The 17,566-nt window shown below is 64.0% G+C and carries 19 protein-coding genes; 3 read left to right on the forward strand and 16 right to left on the reverse strand.

From position 1 onward, the window contains the following. Positions 1–53: 53 nt before the first annotated feature. Positions 54–995 (forward strand): glyoxylate/hydroxypyruvate reductase A, encoded by a 942-nt coding sequence (locus tag LDL32_RS16170; RefSeq protein WP_233068507.1) that lies wholly within the window; start codon positions 54–56, stop codon positions 993–995. Between the two features lie 167 nt (positions 996–1,162). Here the strand turns inward: LDL32_RS16170 and LDL32_RS16175 are convergent, their stop codons facing one another. The 5 genes from LDL32_RS16175 to LDL32_RS16195 form a co-directional block, all read right to left on the reverse strand. Then, positions 1,163–1,993: a phosphoenolpyruvate hydrolase family protein gene (locus tag LDL32_RS16175; RefSeq protein ID WP_233068509.1), complete on the reverse strand. Its 831-nt coding sequence runs from the start codon at positions 1,991–1,993 to the stop codon at positions 1,163–1,165. Further along, a complete protein-coding gene (locus LDL32_RS16180; protein WP_233068511.1) occupies positions 1,971–3,203 on the reverse strand; it encodes a Tm-1-like ATP-binding domain-containing protein in 1,233 nt (410 codons plus the stop codon). The genes LDL32_RS16175 and LDL32_RS16180 overlap by 23 nt, the downstream gene beginning before the upstream one ends. Beyond that, the gene (locus LDL32_RS16185; RefSeq protein WP_370636720.1) at positions 3,200–4,393 is read right to left on the reverse strand and encodes an MFS transporter; all 1,194 of its coding nucleotides are present in this window, start codon (positions 4,391–4,393) and stop codon (positions 3,200–3,202) included. Before LDL32_RS16185 ends, LDL32_RS16180 begins: the two co-directional genes overlap by 4 nt. Then, on the reverse strand, positions 4,368–4,664 hold the full coding sequence (locus tag LDL32_RS16190; RefSeq protein WP_233068514.1) for a putative quinol monooxygenase: 297 nt from the start codon (positions 4,662–4,664) through the stop codon (positions 4,368–4,370). The genes LDL32_RS16185 and LDL32_RS16190 overlap by 26 nt, the downstream gene beginning before the upstream one ends. 75 nt (positions 4,665–4,739) lie before the next feature. Further along, a complete protein-coding gene (locus tag LDL32_RS16195; RefSeq protein WP_233068515.1) occupies positions 4,740–6,101 on the reverse strand; it encodes a PLP-dependent aminotransferase family protein in 1,362 nt (453 codons plus the stop codon). A 440-nt stretch (positions 6,102–6,541) separates the two neighbouring features. Between LDL32_RS16195 and LDL32_RS16200 the strand changes: the two genes are divergently transcribed. Further along, a complete protein-coding gene (locus LDL32_RS16200) occupies positions 6,542–8,596 on the forward strand; it encodes a beta-N-acetylhexosaminidase (RefSeq protein WP_233068517.1) in 2,055 nt (684 codons plus the stop codon). Positions 8,597–8,907: 311 nt separating this feature from the next. Here the strand turns inward: LDL32_RS16200 and LDL32_RS16205 are convergent, their stop codons facing one another. Beyond that, positions 8,908–10,260 carry a cytosine permease gene (locus tag LDL32_RS16205; protein WP_233068518.1) on the reverse strand — a complete coding sequence of 451 codons (1,353 nt, stop codon included), beginning with the start codon at positions 10,258–10,260 and terminating at the stop codon, positions 8,908–8,910. 88 nt (positions 10,261–10,348) lie between these two features. Further along, on the reverse strand, positions 10,349–10,873 hold the full coding sequence (locus LDL32_RS16210; RefSeq protein WP_233068519.1) for a hypothetical protein: 525 nt from the start codon (positions 10,871–10,873) through the stop codon (positions 10,349–10,351). A gap of 90 nt (positions 10,874–10,963) precedes the next feature. Here LDL32_RS16210 and LDL32_RS16215 point away from each other — a divergent pair, with 90 nt between their 5' ends. Beyond that, a complete protein-coding gene (locus tag LDL32_RS16215; RefSeq protein WP_048856220.1) occupies positions 10,964–11,800 on the forward strand; it encodes an IS5 family transposase in 837 nt (278 codons plus the stop codon). Between the two features lie 752 nt (positions 11,801–12,552). Here LDL32_RS16215 and LDL32_RS16220 read toward each other — a convergent pair. Genes LDL32_RS16220 through LDL32_RS16260 form a run of 9 tightly spaced genes read right to left on the reverse strand, consistent with a single transcriptional unit; the run spans position 12,553 to position 17,517 of the window. Continuing rightward, complete coding sequence (locus LDL32_RS16220) at positions 12,553–12,876, reverse strand: hypothetical protein (protein WP_233068520.1); 324 nt, start codon at positions 12,874–12,876, stop codon at positions 12,553–12,555. Positions 12,877–12,924: 48 nt separating this feature from the next. Beyond that, on the reverse strand, positions 12,925–13,332 hold the full coding sequence (locus LDL32_RS16225; protein WP_233064630.1) for a hypothetical protein: 408 nt from the start codon (positions 13,330–13,332) through the stop codon (positions 12,925–12,927). Further along, a complete protein-coding gene (locus LDL32_RS16230) occupies positions 13,329–13,598 on the reverse strand; it encodes a hypothetical protein (protein ID WP_233064629.1) in 270 nt (89 codons plus the stop codon). Before LDL32_RS16230 ends, LDL32_RS16225 begins: the two co-directional genes overlap by 4 nt. Continuing rightward, the gene (locus LDL32_RS16235) at positions 13,595–13,933 is read right to left on the reverse strand and encodes a hypothetical protein (RefSeq protein ID WP_233064628.1); all 339 of its coding nucleotides are present in this window, start codon (positions 13,931–13,933) and stop codon (positions 13,595–13,597) included. Before LDL32_RS16235 ends, LDL32_RS16230 begins: the two co-directional genes overlap by 4 nt. After that, on the reverse strand, positions 13,930–14,160 hold the full coding sequence (locus LDL32_RS16240; RefSeq protein ID WP_233064627.1) for a hypothetical protein: 231 nt from the start codon (positions 14,158–14,160) through the stop codon (positions 13,930–13,932). Before LDL32_RS16240 ends, LDL32_RS16235 begins: the two co-directional genes overlap by 4 nt. A 9-nt stretch (positions 14,161–14,169) precedes the next feature. Further along, the gene (locus tag LDL32_RS16245; RefSeq protein ID WP_233064625.1) at positions 14,170–15,408 is read right to left on the reverse strand and encodes a hypothetical protein; all 1,239 of its coding nucleotides are present in this window, start codon (positions 15,406–15,408) and stop codon (positions 14,170–14,172) included. Next, complete coding sequence (locus LDL32_RS16250; protein WP_233064623.1) at positions 15,408–15,953, reverse strand: putative phage tail protein; 546 nt, start codon at positions 15,951–15,953, stop codon at positions 15,408–15,410. The genes LDL32_RS16245 and LDL32_RS16250 overlap by 1 nt, the downstream gene beginning before the upstream one ends. Then, positions 15,950–17,032 (reverse strand): baseplate J/gp47 family protein, encoded by a 1,083-nt coding sequence (locus tag LDL32_RS16255; protein WP_233064621.1) that lies wholly within the window; start codon positions 17,030–17,032, stop codon positions 15,950–15,952. The genes LDL32_RS16250 and LDL32_RS16255 overlap by 4 nt, the downstream gene beginning before the upstream one ends. Further along, positions 17,032–17,517 (reverse strand): phage GP46 family protein, encoded by a 486-nt coding sequence (locus tag LDL32_RS16260; protein WP_233064619.1) that lies wholly within the window; start codon positions 17,515–17,517, stop codon positions 17,032–17,034. The genes LDL32_RS16255 and LDL32_RS16260 overlap by 1 nt, the downstream gene beginning before the upstream one ends. Between the last annotated feature and the right edge of the window lie 49 nt (positions 17,518–17,566).

Here is a 17,566-nt window from a genome sequence, read left to right on the forward strand (position 1 = left end):
ATGGACCCGGGATGTCCGCGCCGGTGCGCGGGGTGAAGCAGGGAGAAGGTTTGATGGTAAGGCTTGTCATCAGTTCGGATGGTCCCGCCGCCGTGGGGGGCTGGCGCGCTGCGTTCCGTGCGGTTGCTCCGCATCTGCAGACCTGTTCATGGTACGACCCGGCATACCGGCCGGGGCCGGATGATTATGCGCTGGTATGGCATCCGTCCTCGGCTGATCTGGCGCGCATGGGGGGATTGCGGGGCATCATATGCACGGGTGCAGGGGTCAATCAGTTGCTGGGCGACCCGGCATTCCCCCACCACGTGCCACTGGTGCGCATGGGTGGCGCGCAGACGGCGGCGCTGATGGCGGATTACGTGCTGTGGGCGGTGCTGGGTCTGCTGCGCGATGCACGGACATGGGCCATCCAGCAGGATGCCCGGATATGGCGTGAAAACCATGTCTCACGTACCAGCGCGGAAACGCGGGTGGGTGTCATGGGCATGGGGCATCTGGGTGCGCATGTGGCGGGACACCTGCGGCATGCCGGTTTCATGGTATCGGGCTGGCGGCGTTCGACGCAGGATGTGCCGGGCATCAGGGTTTTCGCAGGAAGGGAGGCGCTGCCTGAATTCCTGGCCAACGTGGATATTCTGGTCAATCTGCTGCCCAGTACGCCACAGACACGTGGCATGATCGATCATGCCCTGCTGGCGCGGCTGCCGCGCGGGGCAGGGCTGGTCAATGTCGGGCGCGGAGATCATGTCGTGCAGGATGACCTGCTGCGCGCGCTGGATGACGGAATGCTGGGTGGGGCGGTGCTGGATGTCACGACGCCCGAACCCCTGCCACCCGATCACCCGCTATGGCGGCATGAACGGGTAACGCTGACCCCGCATGTGGCGTCCTGGGCCTCGCAGGAGGCACAGGCGCGTTACGTGGTGGAGGTGATCGACCAGATGGAACACAATGAGCGCCCCGCCCTGCTTTATGAACCGGCGCGCGGCTACTGACGGGAGACCGCGCCGGGCCACGTGCCCGTGCATGGATGGCTGCGCTTTCCGCCATGGCGCGGGCGGTCCGTGCCTGTAACATGCGGCACGCACCGTGGCTTACGGGTTCGTGCCCCGGACAGGGCACGCCGTGTCCTGTCTGTGCCCCGTGCGCCAGAATCCTGCCGTCAGCGTGTCAGGGCCTTGAAACTGCGGGTCTGTTCGGTCAGTGCCCCTTCGACAGGCAGGCGCTCCATGCTGGATGCGCCATAGAAGCCATGGCAGTCCGGGCAGGCCGAGAGTACTTTCTGCGCATCCGCGGGCATGGCGATCGGGCCGCCATGGCACAGGATGATGATATCGGACCGGACAGCGCGCGCCGCCTGTGTAATCTCGTTGATGCGTTCAATCGAGTCCTCCAGCGTGAAGGCGGTTTCCGCGCCGATGGCCCCGCCGGTGGTCAGCCCCATATGCGCCACCAGCACGTCCGCTCCCGCCTTGGCCATGTCCACCGCCTCGGCCGCGTTGAACACATAGGGCGTGGTCAGCAGGTCCTTGTGGCGCGCGCGGGCCACGACATCGACCTCCATGCTGTAGCTCATGCCGGTTTCCTCAAGGTTCTTGCGGAAGGTGCCGTCAATCAGCCCTACGGTCGGAAAGTTCTGGATACCTGAAAAGCCGACCCGCTTCACATCATCCAGAAACACGTCAAAATCCACGAACGGGTCCGTGCCGTTCACCCCCGCCAGCACCGGGGTATGTGGCACCACGGGCAGGACTTCACGCGCCATTTCCATCACGATCTGGTTGGCGTTGCCATAGGCCAGCAGTCCGGCCAGCGAACCACGCCCCGCCATGCGGTAACGGCCGGAATTGTAGATCACGATCAGGTCGATCCCGCCCGCCGCCTCGCACTTGGCGGACAGGCCGGTGCCCGCGCCACCACCCACAATGGGCGTGCGTGCTGCGATCATGCTGCGGAACCGGGCAAGGATATCACTGCGGGGGATGCTGGGCATTATCTGTATTCTCCTTGAATATGCTTGAAAATTCATGCGCCAGCGCATCGGCGAAGGCCGGGTCGTTCAGCGCATGCGGCAGGCGGATCAGCCTGCGGCGCGGTGTCTGGTCCAGTGTTTCGGACAGGGCCGCCAGGAAGGCTTCATCCGCGTCGGGGTCGTAAAAAGGGGCCCCCGGCTGGTCGAGCAGGGAAAAACCGCCCTCGGGATAGAGAAAACGCACTTCTCCCGTGCACCGGTTCAACTGGTGGCCGATCATGTGGCCCATGGCCCGGCATTCCGCCGCGCTGGTACGCATGAGGGTGATCTGCGGATTATGCTCGACAAAGGTGCGGCCGGCATAGCGTTCGGGCACGCTGGCGCGCGCGCCGAAATTGACCATGTCCAGGCCGCCGCAACTGCCGACATAGGGCAGCCCGCTGCGGATGACAGCACCAAGCCGGTCGCTGTCGCACGGGAATATGCCCCCTGCCACCCGGTCACAGAACTCGGTCAGGGTCACGTCGATGAAGCCGCGCAGCATGCCTTCATCCGCCAGCCGTTCCATGGCGCGGCCACCCGTGCCGGTGGCGTGGAAGACAAGGCAGTCGAACCGCGTGTCCATCTGCCGCACGATATGGTCCACGCATGGCGTGGTCACGCCAAACATGGTCAGCCCGATGGCAGGACGCGGGTCGGGCGCGGGCAGGCAGGGCGTGCGCACCATGCCCGCCATGGCATGGGCGGCATTGCACAGGATAAGGCGTGACAGGCGGTTCAGCCCTTCCATGTCGGTCACGGAATACAGCATCGCGATGTCCGATCCACCGACATAGGGCGCGGTATTGCCCGATGCCACAGTGGAGACAACCAGCTTGGGCAGGCCAAGCGGCAGGGCCTGCAATGCCGGGGCCACCAGTGCCGTCCCCCCCGAACCGCCAATGGCCAGCACGCCCAGCATGTTCCTGCGCGTGGACAGGTAATGACGCAGCGCCTCCGCCATGGCGGCAATGGAGCGCCCCCTGTCGCCACTGAAGACATGGGCTTCACCGCGTGGATGGAAACCGGCCACCGTACGGGCGCTGACATCGGCCTGCCCCGCGTGGTCACGCGTGCTGACATCCACGATCCGCGCGTCGATCCCGCCTTCGTGCAGGATCTGGCGGATATAGGCCAGTTCGGCCAGCTTGGTGTCGCATGTGCCGACAATATGGACGTAACCCGCCGTCATCCCGCCCGTGCCTCCCTTTTGCGCGCGTTCAGCAGTCCAAGGACGATGCCCACGCCACCCGTGGCGCACAGGCCGCCCAGCAGGAACACGATGTCATAGCCAAAACGGTCCGCCAGCAGTCCGGCCACCGGGCCGGTCGCGCCATAGGCCAGATCCTGAAAGGCGGCGAACCCGCCCAGCGCCGTGCCGCGCATGTTGGGCGGGACCAGGCGCACCACCTCCACCCCGAGGGAGGGATAGACCATGGAGCACCCGGCCCCCGTCAGCACCGCCCCCGCAAAGGCCAGCAGCGGGGAGGACGCACACCACAGCAGGTACTGCCCCGCCGCCTCGATCATGAGCGAGAACAGCGCAACCTTCAGCCCGCCGATGCGGTCGGGCAGGTGCCCGCATGTCAGACGCCCGGCAACGAACGCCACCCCGAAGCATGTCAGCCCCAGCCCGGCATGGGACCAATGCGCATGGATGAAACGCAGCGGCAGGAACGCGCCCAGTGCGCCAAAGCCCACGCCCTGCAGCGTTACCCCCATGCCCTGCCAGCGGATGGTGCCCAGAATGCGCCAGAACGGCGGTCTGGCACCGGCATGCGGGGTGGAAGCGGGTACGCCCTGCACCAGCGCCAGCCCCATCAGTGGCAGCAGGGCCGATACCAGCATGACTGTCGCGATCCCGCCATGTTCATACAGGCTCAGCCCGATCGGGCCACCTGCGGCAAAGGCGCCGTACATGGCCGCCCCCGTCCAGGCCAGCACGCGGCCCGCGCGTTCATGCCCCATAAGCCCGATACCCCAGCCGAGCATGCCGACAATGGTCAGGCTCTCGCCTACGCCCAGCAGGAGCCTGCCCGCGATCAGTATGGTGTAACGGGCGGCAGGGGGGAGCATGGACAGGCCGGCCAGCGCACAGATCAGGCTTGCCGCGGCATACAGCGCCAGGCCCGCGCGCATGCATGGCCGCCCGCCCCGTATGTCGGCATAGGCGCCGGAGTGGTTGCGGCTGAGGATGGTGGAGAAAAACGCAATGCCCACCGCCAGCCCCGCCAGCCCGTTGCCATAGCCCGGCCAGTGCAGGACCGCGACCGGCAGGGCCGCCAGCGGCAGCGCCACCGCCATGTAGGACAGGAACAGGGCAATGGCCAGTCTTGCCACCAGCCGGGGGGCCGGATCAGATTTCACGCGTGATCCGTACATGCAGCGGTTCGGCCAGCGCGGTGCGGAATACTTCCGCCATGGCGCGGAAATGTGGCGTGGTTTCATGTTCCGCCAGTGCGGCGGGACTGGCCCAGCGTTCGACAAACACGAATATGTCCCCATCACCGATGTCGCGGTGGCACTGATAGGAAATATTGGTCTTTTCCAGCCGTGATTGCGCAACGCAGTGGCGGATGGCGTCCAGCGCCGCCCGTTCATGACCGGGGCGGATGCGGATGGTGGCGATGACCGTAATGGGCTGTTCTGTCATGGGCGTATCTACCGGATGCTGTGACTGTGCGGGCATGATAGGCGGCTGTGACACTTTTCTGCCATGGGGAAAGTGTCACGTGACACTTTTGCCCTTTCCCGCGCACAATGCATGCAGGCGGTGCAGGGCTTCCGTCAGGTCCGGCAGGCTGGCGGGGCCAAGGCACAGGCGTATGCCCGCCCTGCCCGGGGAGTGCGGGCTGGCCATGAAGGGACGCAGCGGTGTCACTTTTACGTCGTGCAGCGCGGCTTCGGCCTCGAAGCGCATGGCCTGTTCCACCGGCATGGGCATCCAGGCATGGAAGGCGTCATACGATGGCGGGACAAGATGCGGGCCAAGGCGCTGCATGGCCAGTTCCCTGCGCCGCCGGGCTTCCGCACGCAGGGCCTGCCGCACGGAAGCCGCGGTGCCATCCAGCATCCATTGCGCCATCATGGCGTAGGACAGCGGCGCGATCATGAGTGATGAATTGAGCAGCGCCTCCCGCGCCGCCGCCATGAAGCGCTGCGGGGGCGCCAGCGCGCCGATGCGGAGACCGGGGCTTAATGTCTTGGACAGGCTGCTGACATAAAAAGTCCGCTCCGGCGCCAGCGTGACCAGCGGGGGTAGCCTGTCATCGGCTGCGCAGTCATACACGTCATCCTCTATGATTAGGGCATCATGGGCGCGGCACAGGCGTACGATGTCCTGCCTGCGGGCACGGTCCATGGTGGCGGTGGTGGGGTTGTGCATGGTGGGCGTGACGTACAGCACGCACTGTCCCGGCGCGTTGTCGCGCAGCGCGCCTTCCAGGGCCGTGGGCATCAGGCCGGACTCATCCATCTCCAGCCCGCGTGGGGCCAGTCCCGCCTGGCGCAGCAGGGTCAGCATGCCGGGATAGGTCAGTTCCTCGGTCAGGATGACACGGGCTTCGCGCGTACTGGCGGCCAGCGCCACGCCCAGCGCCTGCTGTGCGCCACTGGCCAGCAGCAGTCCCTCGGGCGCGATGTCCACACCCAGTTCCGCCAGCCAATGGCCCATGATCCGGCGGTGTTCGATATGCCCGGCAATGGGGGGATAGACATTGAACAGCGTCGGGTCGACCGTGCGTGCCAGGCGGGAAAGCGTGCGGGCCAGCGCGCGGTCACTGAACATGGGTGGCGGCATGTTGGCGGACAGGTCGATGACGCAGCCCCTGCCACCGGGGTGCGAGGCCACGAAGGTGCCGCGGCCACGCACGCTGCGTACCAGCCCGCGGCGTTCAAGCATGCCATAGGCACGTGTGACGCTGCCAATGCCGATATCCAGCCGCCATGCCAGGTCACGATGGGCGGGCAGGCGGTCGCCCGCGTTCAGTTTTTCGCCCAGTATGTCGCCTGCCAGCGCATCGGCCAGACGTTCGGCAGGGGAGGTATCGCCCGCGGGCAGATGGGGATGCCATGGGGAATGCAGGCGCATCGGGCCAGCCTGTCCTGTTGAGGGATGCGGCAAGCCATAGCAGGTCGGGGGCCGGGGTGGAATGTGGGGTGATGCAACAGGGTGCGGCGCATTGCGGCCATGATCCCTGCATCCGAACGGTCTGTCATTATCGCACGTTTTGTATTTTATATATGGATCGTGCGCATGGTTCCCGGGTCGTACCCCACGGATCTGGCGCTGCCGGCGGCCGATCCGTGGGGTACGAATGGGGCCTGGTCCTGCTCGGGCGGTAGATGATCGGGCCGGTCCGGATACGGGCTTGGGGCGGGCGGCATAATGGGGCAGCATGGCTTCCTGTCCCCAGTCATGGAAAACCCATGCCCATGTTTCCTGTCCGCCGCGCCCGCTTTTGCCTGTCACTGCTATTTACGCTGGGGGTGTTTGGACCCATGGCCCATGGGGCCGCGGCACCAGCCCTCATGCCGCAACCCCTGACCTATCAGCCGCAGGGTGACGCGCTTGCGCTGGATGGCGGCGTAAGGGTGGAATGGCAGGGCATGCGTTCGGCCATGCTGGACAGGGCGGTGGTGCGTTTTGCGTCGCGGCTGGCAATCCTGTCCGGCCGGGATGCGGCGCCGGGCGGGCAGGGCGGTCTGATCCTGCGGATTGATTGCGCCAGTCCTGATCCGGGCCTGCTGTCGGTCCATATGCGCGAGCATTACCGCCTGCGGACCGGGCCGGAGGGGGCAACGCTGGTGGCGGACGGCCCGGCTGGCGTGCTGCGTGGCCTGAGCACGCTGCTGCAACTGGTGGAACAGCCTGACACGGGGCCGGTTCTGGACGGCGCCATTATCGATGACGGCCCCCGTTTTGCATGGCGGGGCCTGCTGGTCGATGTCAGCCGCCATTTCATGTCGGTTACGGCGCTGGAGCGGCAACTCGACATGATGGAACTGACCCGGCTCAATGTCCTGCACCTGCATCTGTCGGACGGGCAGGGATTCCGGGTGGAAAGCAGGCTGTTCCCGCGTCTTCAGCAGGTTGCCGGGCCGGGGCGCTACTATACCCGGCAGCAGGTGCGTGCCCTTGTGGACTATGCATCGGACCGGGGAATCCGCATCGTGCCGGAGTTTGATGCACCGGGTCACAGCTACGCCATGCTGCGTGCCTATCCGCAATATGCCGCCCGGCCCGTGACCACGCCCATGGACCCGAAGCGGGTGGTGCGGGCCGCGCTCGATCCGTCCAACCCGCAGGTCTATGTGTTTCTGGCGCAACTCTATCATGAAATGGCCGGACTGTTCCCTGATGCCTGCTTCCATGTTGGCGGGGACGAGGTCCGGCCGGATGAATGGACGACGAACCCGAAGATAAGCGCCTTCATGAAGCAGCATGGCTATGCTGATGCACCTGCCCTGCAGGCGGCTTTCACGCAGCGGGTACAGGCCATCCTGGCGCATGAAGGCAAGACCATGATGGGGTGGGATGAACTGATCCAGGCCCCGGTGCCGGCTTCCATCGTGATCGAACCCTGGCGGGGGTCGCGCTATACGGCGCAGGCCACGGCGGCGGGGCATCCGGTCGTGGTTTCGGCCGGGTACTATCTCGACCTGCTGCTGCCCGCGGTGGAACATTACCGTGTTGACCCGCTGGACCCGCAGGGCAACGGCCTGCCGCCAGAACAGGTGGCCCAGGCGCATGCGCCCTTCCTGGAAGCCTTTGCCCTTGATCCCACAGCCCGTATGACTCCGGCGCAGGACCGGCTTGTCATGGGCGCGGAAGCCGCGTTGTGGACGGAAATCGTGACGGAGGAGATGCTCGATGGCCGCCTGTGGCCACGTGCGGCGGCCCTGGCGGAACGGTTCTGGTCGCCTGCTTCCGTGCGGGATGAAAACAGTCTTGCCGCCCGCCTGCCCATGATCCAGTCGGAACTGGAGAAACTGGGGAACCGCGCCACGGCCGACCGCCAGCACATGATGGAGCGGCTTGCCCCCCATGGTAAGGCCCCGCTTGCCACGCTGCTGTCCGTGACCAGTCCCGTGCGCAATTACGCCCTTAACCACGTGTTCGGCCCCGGCCGCGTAACCCCGACCGAGAACCCGCCCCCCTTGGACCGGGTGGCGGATATTGCAACGCCCGACAGTTTCGTGGCGGCGGCCTTCGTGCGCGATGTGCGGGCCTATCTGGCGGGCCGGCATGATCTGGCCGCAGGCCTGCGCGCCCGGCTGGAAGACTGGCGCGATAATGACGCCCGCCTGCGGCAGGTGGCGCAGGTCGATGCGGGTGTGAATGATGCATTGCCCGCATCCGCCCTGCTGGCGCAACTGGCACAGGCGGGGCTGGATACGCTGGATGGCACACGAACCGCATGGCCTGCGGGGGGACCGGCGGCGCTTGCTACGGCACAGAACCAGTTTGCGGCCAGCCGTTCCATTCTGGCGGTCAGGAGCACGCCCCAGCCCGCAGGTGACCTGCTGCAGGATATCACACCCGGTATTGTTGCGCTGGTTCAGGCAGGCAGGGGCGGCAGGTAGTCCGGCCTGTCCACCACCACATACGACTTTGATCCCTGCCTGCGCCTGCCCCGTCATATCCGGTGCGGGGGCTGCTTTCCGCCATCAGGATCAGGCGTAATGCCCGGCTGTCGGAAATGGTTGCTGTCGGCCCCGTCCTGCGGCCGGAGGCGACACGCAGCGTGGCATGCAGGTCAGGTGCCGGTGCCCGGATGCCGCCTGTCTCCATTCAGCGATGCGAGTGCTGGCAGGCTGCTGACCGGGGCGGGTGGAAGCCCGTTTGGCCGGTTCCGTGCCGTCGGGCTGACGAGGCATGCGCATGTCGCGGCCCCTCACGTCTGTCCGCGCTGCCGGGCGGTCAGGAGATAGACCATCGTGGTCACGACCAGCCCCACGATCCATGACACGTCCACCCCATGCAGCATGTGCGCGAACATGCCGGTATGGAACCCGTTGTGCATGAAGGGCAATTCAGCCGCTGCCCCGATGGCATAAGCGCCAAGGGCAGGGATATTGCAATATCCGTACACGCCCCCATCCCGGCGGAAGAAGGACGGCACATCATATATGCCCCGGCGCAGCAGGTAGTAATCCGCCAGATTGATGGCGGTCCATGGCACCATGACCGCCATGAGCAGATCCAGGAAGGCGGCATAGGATTGCATGAAACTGCCCGCCATGCCCAGCGCCATGACCAGTGCCACCCCGACCAGCAGCAATGTGGCCAGCATGCGATCGCGCAATGCCGCCCGCCAGTCCGGCACAAAGGTCTGGACCACGGTCATGGCGGACAGCGCGCCACCATACAGGCTTATGGCATTGCCCAGCGCGATGGAAAGTGTCAGCACGACCAGTACGGGTGTCGCCCACGCGCCTGCCAGATGGGCCAGTACGGTTGCGACCGATGCGGCGGAAGTCTGCAGGGCAATCATGCTGCCCAGGATCATGGGCAGCACGGTGCCGGTGACCGTACCGATATAGGTGGTCAGGAAAGCCGCGTGGCTTCCCGCCGCATTGGCCGGAAGATAGCGTGACGAATCCGAAACATAGGGTGCATAGGCAATCTGCCACAGCGCAGCGGCGGTAAACATGCTGCAGAACCCGGCAGGCGTGCCATGTGTGTCCGCCATCGTACCCGGCGGAAAGGCCCGGTAGCCCAGCCACAGGCAATATACGATCACACCACCTGCCACCCAGCTGATCAGCCGGGACAATGCGTGAATGGTCCGGTAGCCCATGCAGCACGGGACAAGGGTCAGCAGTACGATCAGCCCGATTGCGCCGGTTCGCCCCATGGCGGGCAGGGCCGCATGCAGCGCATCACCGCCGACCACGAAGTTGGATGCCACAAAGCCGATATACATCAGCACGACCAGGCAGATGATGGGCATCGCCCCGAAGGTTCCGAACTGCCCCCGGCTCTGCACCATCTGCGGCACGCCCAGCATCGGCCCCTGTGCCGCATGCAGCGCCATGACAACGGCCCCCACCACATTGCCCAGCACGATTGCAATGACCGACAGCAAAAAGGACAGCCCGAACAGGCCGGTACCCAGCGCCCCGGTCACAACGGTCAGCAGCGTCAGGTTCGTGCTGAACCATACGGCAAACAGGTCACGTATGCGTCCATGCCGCTGGTCATGGGGAATCTGGTAGATGGTATGGTTTTCAACAGCGCCGCTCATCAGGGTTATATGCCTGATGGCGCGCGGCATGGATATGTTCTTCCGCAGTGCCGGACCCGCCATGTGGCCTGCCACCCTGCACGGGTGGTTACTGGAACGGGCTGGCGGAATAGGAAGGTGATGTTGTATAGCCCGCCGCCGGTACCGGCATGCTGGGTGCGGGATAGGCGGCAGGACGGCTGGCCGGTGCCGTGTAACCGGGCATGGACAGTTTCTGCTGTGCTACGGAGGAATGGGCCGTAATGCCGCCAGTGCCAGTGCCAGTGCCAGTGCCAGTGCCAGTGCCAGTGCCAGTGCCAGTGCCAGTTAGGCCAGTAATGCCGGTTCTGGTCGTGATGGCGGGCCGGATGCTGCCCGAATCTGGCATGGTTCCCGCCACCGGGGCGGGGCTCGCGCCCTGGACCCGGTCCGGATATACCACGCCACTGCTGTCATAATCCGATGCGTTATAGCGGCCCACGCAGTTCTTGCCGCGCTGGGCCGTATGGACCGCTTCCAGCTCACCTTTCATCAGGCCGGGTGACCTGCCTGCCGCATATCGGGTTCCATCCGTGGAAAGGGCGCGTGTGTCCGTCTCGTCCATCTGGGCCAGTTCGGCGCAGGTCTGGCGCATGAGGGGTTCGGGGTTCAGAGCCCGATCCGAAAGTTTTTGAACAATACCAGCCTGTTGTGATTCATCCGTCTTTGCAGAGAGATGGAGTGAATGGTGACATGGACTGGTATTGCCCGGCGCGAGTATAGCCGGGAAAGATTGCGATATCCATCGGACATGACGGACGGGGAGTGGACTTTGATCATGCCATTTGTGCCCCCGGCGAAACGGGGCGGTCGTCCGCGCACGACGGATATGCGCGAGGTGGTCAATGCGATGCTCTACATAGCCTCGGCCGGGTGTGCGTGGCGTCTGCTGCCGAAATGCTTTCCGCCGGTCTCGACCATCAGGCGCTATTTTTACGCCTGGCGTGATGCCGGAGTGTTCGAGGTCATGAATACGGTGCTGGTCATGAGCCTGCGCGAGATCGAGGGACGTGACGCCTCTCCGAGCGCGGGCGTGATTGACAGCCAGTCGGTGAAAACCACGGAAAGCGGCGGGATTTCGGGCTATGACGCGGGGAAGAAGGTCAAGGGCCGCAAGCGCCATATCGTGACGGATACCTGCGGCTTCCTGATCTTTCTCCTCGTTCATGCCGCTGATATCCAGGACCGTGATGGGGCCGTTGATGTTCTGGCAGCGATACGCAGGCGCTTTCCCTGGCTGCGCCACATCTTCGCTGATGGCGGCTATGCTGGCGACAAATTGCGATCCGCGCTCGCCTCCATGGGAAAATGGACCCTCGAAATCATCAGGCGGTCCGATACGGTGAAGGGTTTTCAGATCCTGCCGCGTCGCTGGGTGGTGGAACGGACATTCGCATGGCTGGGACGATGCAGGCGGCTCGCCAAAGATTGGGAACAATCCATTGCTTCCTCAACCGCATGGACATTGATCGCCTCAATCCGAATGCTCACACGACGGACAGCAAGGCATTGTCAGGGTTGAAAAACTTTCGGATCGGGCTCTCACATATCGCGCATTTGTTTCCGAAGGGTGCGCGGCACAACCCGCCATGCCCAGCATACCCAGGCACAGGATCATCTTCTTCATGGTCTTCCTGTCATGTGATCAATGTCACGTTGCTGTATTGAATAACGGACGGAATGCATGGATATATTGTAAGGGTAGGGTGTTTTAATATTCATTAACGACAGGAAGCAGAAATATAATTCATAAAAATTATGGATTATATGGATGATACATCTGTTCATGAAGAAATCACGAACAGGAACTTTCCATTTTCCTGTCTTCATGACAGTCCCCTGGCATTCCCGATTGCAGGGACATAACGTATCTGCACAAGACCGGTTGCGCAGCGGAAGCGGGGAGCGGGCCGGAAGAACACGGTTGGATACGGCAGCGTGTCATCCGGACAGGGATGGAAACCGCCCTGATTCCCTGTGGCGTTGCCACCCGTCTTCCCGCCCGCAGCAGGGCGGCCGGGATAGCCGGCCGGTCAGGCATCCACCGGTCTGGCCGGCGGACAGTTTCTTGATTCCGTCAGTCGGGAGGGGGGTGGATGACTCCCGCCGCAGTGGTTGTTCTGCGCGACGCTGCGGGATCGATGGACGCGCCACACGTCCCGCAATCCTGCCCATGGCATGAGCAGGTCATTCCTGGTGCCAGGGTGACCGGAATGCTTTATCCCGCCCTGCTGACAGGACAGGGCAGAGAATAAAGCATATCGTGTCTGGTCATCAGATCGGCGTTTTTTGCCAGAACAGCTTGAATTTTCTTTTTCTGGTTTGTTCCGTTCTGGTTTGTTCCAGGGGCTGCCAGTATGATTGGGGGATGGGAATGCCAAGACGGTCAAGGGCATTCAGTTCATCTTCGACGAAGGGCCGGGCCGCTTCAACAAGGTTTTGCGGAATATTGATCACCGGCCCCTGGTTGACGACGGAAGTCAGCATGTCCGGTTCGTAATTGAAATTATAAATTCCAAGAAAATCTTCTACTTTCATTAAAGATTTGTGCGGATTTTCACGATGTAGCGCGCCAACAGGTTTGGAACTGCGGGACACATGATTTGGAACCCCACAGAATGCTCTTAGAGGGGTATAAGAGGTCGATCAGACCTCTTTTTTTATGCCCTGTGGGTCAGGCATAGGGGCCACAGGTTCGACTGGCGGGGCAGGATAGGATGGGAGCGGTTCAAACTGCCGTGGCGGCCGTCCTTCGCTGGCATCCAGTTCATGCACCAGCAGTCGGGCCGCGATAGCCTGGGCATAGACTTCCTGTATCACGTCATCACGCGCCCATAGCTGGCGCGTCAGCACGTCGATGCGCCGGATGTAGTCTGCAAGCATCTCGCGGGTCTGTGCCACCAGCGCCAGCGCCTGCTGTCCGGCTGATAGCTGTTCCTGCTTCTGGGCCAGCCTGTTCTTGGCCACGTTGCCATACCAGCCACCGACCAGACCCAGCGCAGGCTCGATCAGGCCGGACCAGGCATTCGCCACCTCGAACACATGCCCGATCATGGAGCGGAAACCGTGCCGACCTGCCTGCCATTGGCCAGCAGGTTGCCGTTGGCATCCACCACGACCAGGGCAACACCACCGAAGGCCGCCGCGATCTGCTGGGCACACGGCACCGGCTCCAGGACCGTGCCATCGGACAGGGTGACGGTCAGGTTGCCCACGCCATCAAACGCCACGGACGTGATCGACAGCGGTCTGGTCGCGGCATTGCCGGGCGCGATCTCGACCACCTGCGGCTGGTTGGTCAGGGGCATGAGGGTGGTCATGCGGCATTCTCCGTGGCAGGCAGCGTCACGCCCGCGACGACGGTAACGGCAAACGTATTGCTGGACTGGACGGTGCCATCGGGCCAGACGGTGCGCAGATCGCCCCGGTAGCGCCCGACCGGCCATGCGCCGGTATTGCCGTCATAGGTGACCTGGATGATTCCCGTCCGGCCGGGAACGGCCTGGACAGAAAGATCAGCCAGACTGTTGCCCAGCACGTCGCGCAGCTGGCTGGTGAATGTGCAGCCGGTCAGGTCCAGCGGCCTGCCGTCAAACGTACGGATCAGGGCAGCCAGTCGAAACGTGTTGCCCTGCTTGATGACAAAGCCACTCACGATACCGCTGCGGCCGTATCTGTCGTGGTCGCGCTCACGGTCGGCGTATAGATGCTGCCCGCAGGGTATTTCCCCGCCGTATCCAGCGCATAGGCAAAGCCCGTTGCAGCCCCGGTCGCCTGTTCCGCCGTCAGCTGCATGGCGGCGATTACATAGCCGACCGCCTGCCACCCGGATGCGGCCGTCCGGTACAGGATGTAATTCTGGATGGTGTCAGATGTGGACATGTCTTAGCCTCATTCGGTCGGGATGAAGAAGTAGGACAGTTTGGCGCGCTGGCTCACCCAGCCCGTCGTGGCCGTGTTGGCCGTGTATCGAAGGGTGATGGTATGCGTGCCAGCCCCGACCAGCTGGGGGACGTCCTCATGCGTGGCGCTGCGCACGTTGTCGTCATACACGCTGGTGCCGTCCAGGATCAGGTTGACATCCGATCCCGTATTTGTGGAACTGCCGTTGCTGGGCTGCGCGCTGAACGGGTAGACGCCAGCCGACATCATCAGCAGGCCGCCGGATGCGCAGGTGAACGTCAGGGTAAGGTCCGTGGTGGTGCTGGCGGAAGGCGTCCACACATCCCACGTCTGGCCATACTGCACCCCACCCTTCGGGACATAACCGGAGAGATCGTTATAGGTGGCCAGCCCGATGACCTGCTGGCTGTTGCTGGCATCGTTGTAGAAGACCTGCGGGCGCGCACCGCCGCCGAAAGTCAGGTTGTAGGTCATGCCCAGAACCTGTCCGGCGCCTGTACCGTTGGCCCATACGCCGGATACAAGCTGGGCATCGGCGTTCGCACGTGCCGTCGCTTCGGCGCTATCGCCACTGGCACGTGCCGACTGCTCCGCCGTCACGTCGGAATACAGGGGCAGCGTGCCGCCGGAATACTGGTTGCCGCTATCGTCCTGATAGAAGAACTGCGGGCGGGCTGCACTGATCAGGTAGGTCAGGCCGGTGACCTGATAGGCGGTCGTTCCTTTTGCCCAGATACCGGAAACAAGAACTGCATCCGCATTTGCGCGGGCTGTTGCCTCGGCCGTGTCTCCACTCACACGGGCCGACTGCTCCACTGTGACATCGGAATACAGGGCCAGCGTGCCGCCCGGCTGCTGCGCGCCCGTTGCATCCTGATAGAAATACTGCGGCCGCTGTGCGCTGATCAGGTAGGTCATGCCCAGCACCCGTAACGCCGCCGTGCCCAGTTCCCACTCGCCACTTACCGGGGCAAAGTCCAGCGATCCGTCGACGCCGGGCAGCGCCGCCCTGATCATGGCTTCAACCGCTGCCCAGACCTGACTGTCATCGTTCGGGTTGGGCACGATCTGAACGGCCTGGATCAGATACATCAGCCCGTTCAGGATCGCATTGCGATCCGCGGCCACCAGCGATGTGCCCTTGACCCCATTCAGCAGGTCACGATCCTGATACTGCCTGCGGCCCTGCGCATCAGTGACGTATCCGGTGGCGCTTGTGTAATCCATCAGGCAGCATCCGTATAATTGAAGACCAGCGCCGTATCCGGCGGACAGAACCGCTGGATGGGGCATTCAAGCCCGGTGTTTTTATTGGGCAGGTTGATGATCCAGATCAGGCGATCCGTGTCCTGGCTGCACACATCCACGCCGCAGACCGCTTCACCGCAGATTGCGGGTTCGGGGTAGTCGATGGTGATGGTCACGCCAGCCGCCTGGGCAAGGTCGATGAAGAACTGCTCGGACTGACCACCGCCGCCAACCCAGCGCGAATTCAGCAGCGCCTGCATCTCGGCCGTGGTCAGGTCCAGCAGGTCGCGGCCACATGGGTCAGGCCCCAGCACTTGCGCGTAATCCGCCAGAAGCAGGGTCGATTTCGCCGGGCTGATCTCATTGCGCAGGGCGTCGATATCCGCCTCGAACTGCGCCGCCATGATGGCGAACGGTGTCAGTAGCGCGGCCATGTTGGCCTGCGTGCTTTTCGGCCATGCCCAGCCGCTGGGCATCAACTGGATCAGCAGTTCATCGCGTATTTCGGCAGCCGTGCGGCTCATGATGACGCCTGCCATGTGATGGTGCCCAGTGTGGCAATCTGGTTGCTGGCCAACTGCACATCCGCCGTGGGGGCTGACAGGATGTAGCTGGTCACGGACGTGACGGATGCTATGGCCGCGTCAATCCGCGCCACCAACAGCTTCGCCGCAATGCTGGTGGTCGCGTAATAGGCGGCAATCGCGGTCTGCACCTGGTCGCGGTTCTGCTGGGTATCGGGCGTGATCGAAAGCGTCAGGTTTTGCGGCGCGAGCTGCGCGGGCACGACATACGCATTCGCCCGCACGGGCCTGCGGGTCGGATCATCAATGTATGACTGGATCGCCGCGACCTCGGCCGATGTCGGCACGCTGGGGCCAGTCATGGCCACGATGATGCCGACGGTGCCCAGACCGACCCAGTCGCGCACGATATTGACGTACGCAGCCCCGGCATCCTCGGCCCATCCCTCGTAATCACTCACGCTGCCGCCTGCGGGCGGATTGCGGATTTTCTCGATGATGCGTGCGCGCCAGCTTTCCTGCCCCTCAATGGCGGCACCACCGGCCAGCCCGTCGCTGTCGGTCACAACGGACGTGACGCCCGCAATGGGCGATACCAGCGTCAGCGTGATGCCACCGCCCACATTGCCGGTGGTGCCGGTGGCCGTCGCCTGCACGGGAATGGACCCGGATGCGCCTGCGGCGATATTGCCTTCGGCCGTGGTCGCCCACTGGATGGACCCGTCCACCGTCAGTAGCGTGCCAATGGGAATGACCTCGGCCTGTGAACAGGTCACCACCACGTTGCCGATGGCAGCCGTGGCCGGATTGCGCGGGACACCCCATTCCGTTCCGTGGTCGGGCAGCAGGCCATCCACCGTGGCCGTGGTGACCATCAGTTCCAGCAGCCAGTCGCGCATGTAGCGATACTGTTCAGCGCCCGCCAGACCCGCCACGATGGACAGGACCTGTTCCAGGCTGCCCGGCGCATTGGCGTCCAGCACCACCTGCGTCCCGTCGCTGGCGGTAAAGCTGATCGTAGCCAGGCCGGACGCAAAACGCTGGGCAAGCTGTGCCGGTGTCGGGATCGCGGCGGGCATCAGCTACCCACCACGGTGGCGACGGACGTGGCGCTTTCCTGCGCGGTGATCTGGATGGTGTCATCCGTCAGCCACGCGGCCCCGGTCGTGATGTCGGTGCCATGGTAATCAGCAATCGGCTCCACGCTTTCCGCCGTGTATCCGGCCAGACGGGCGCGGGTTTCTTCCGTGGCCTTGCCGCGTGCTTCCAGCCACGCCCGCGTGCCCAGCCGCTGGCCTTCAGGCAGGCAGACATCGCCCACCCAGCCACGCATCGCCAGCAGCCCGGCCGACTGCGCGGGCAGGCCCGTCACATCATCGGGCAGTGTGTCGTCAGGTTCCGCGCGGCGATCCGTGCCCAGCGCGATCAGCAGCGCCGTGGCCGCCGTGCCGTCAATGGCAATGCGGCCACGACCGTTGCCGGTGGGCTGGATTACCAGATCGCAGGCCATGACACGGGGTGACCAGGCCATGGCGATCTGGGAAAAGGGGATGACTGCTGGCATGCGCGCAGTATCCGCGCGCGCGTGGCATCATATCACGGACGACTTGTCG

The sequence above is a fragment of the Komagataeibacter sp. FNDCF1 genome (assembly GCF_021295335.1).
Taxonomy (GTDB): domain Bacteria; phylum Pseudomonadota; class Alphaproteobacteria; order Acetobacterales; family Acetobacteraceae; genus Komagataeibacter.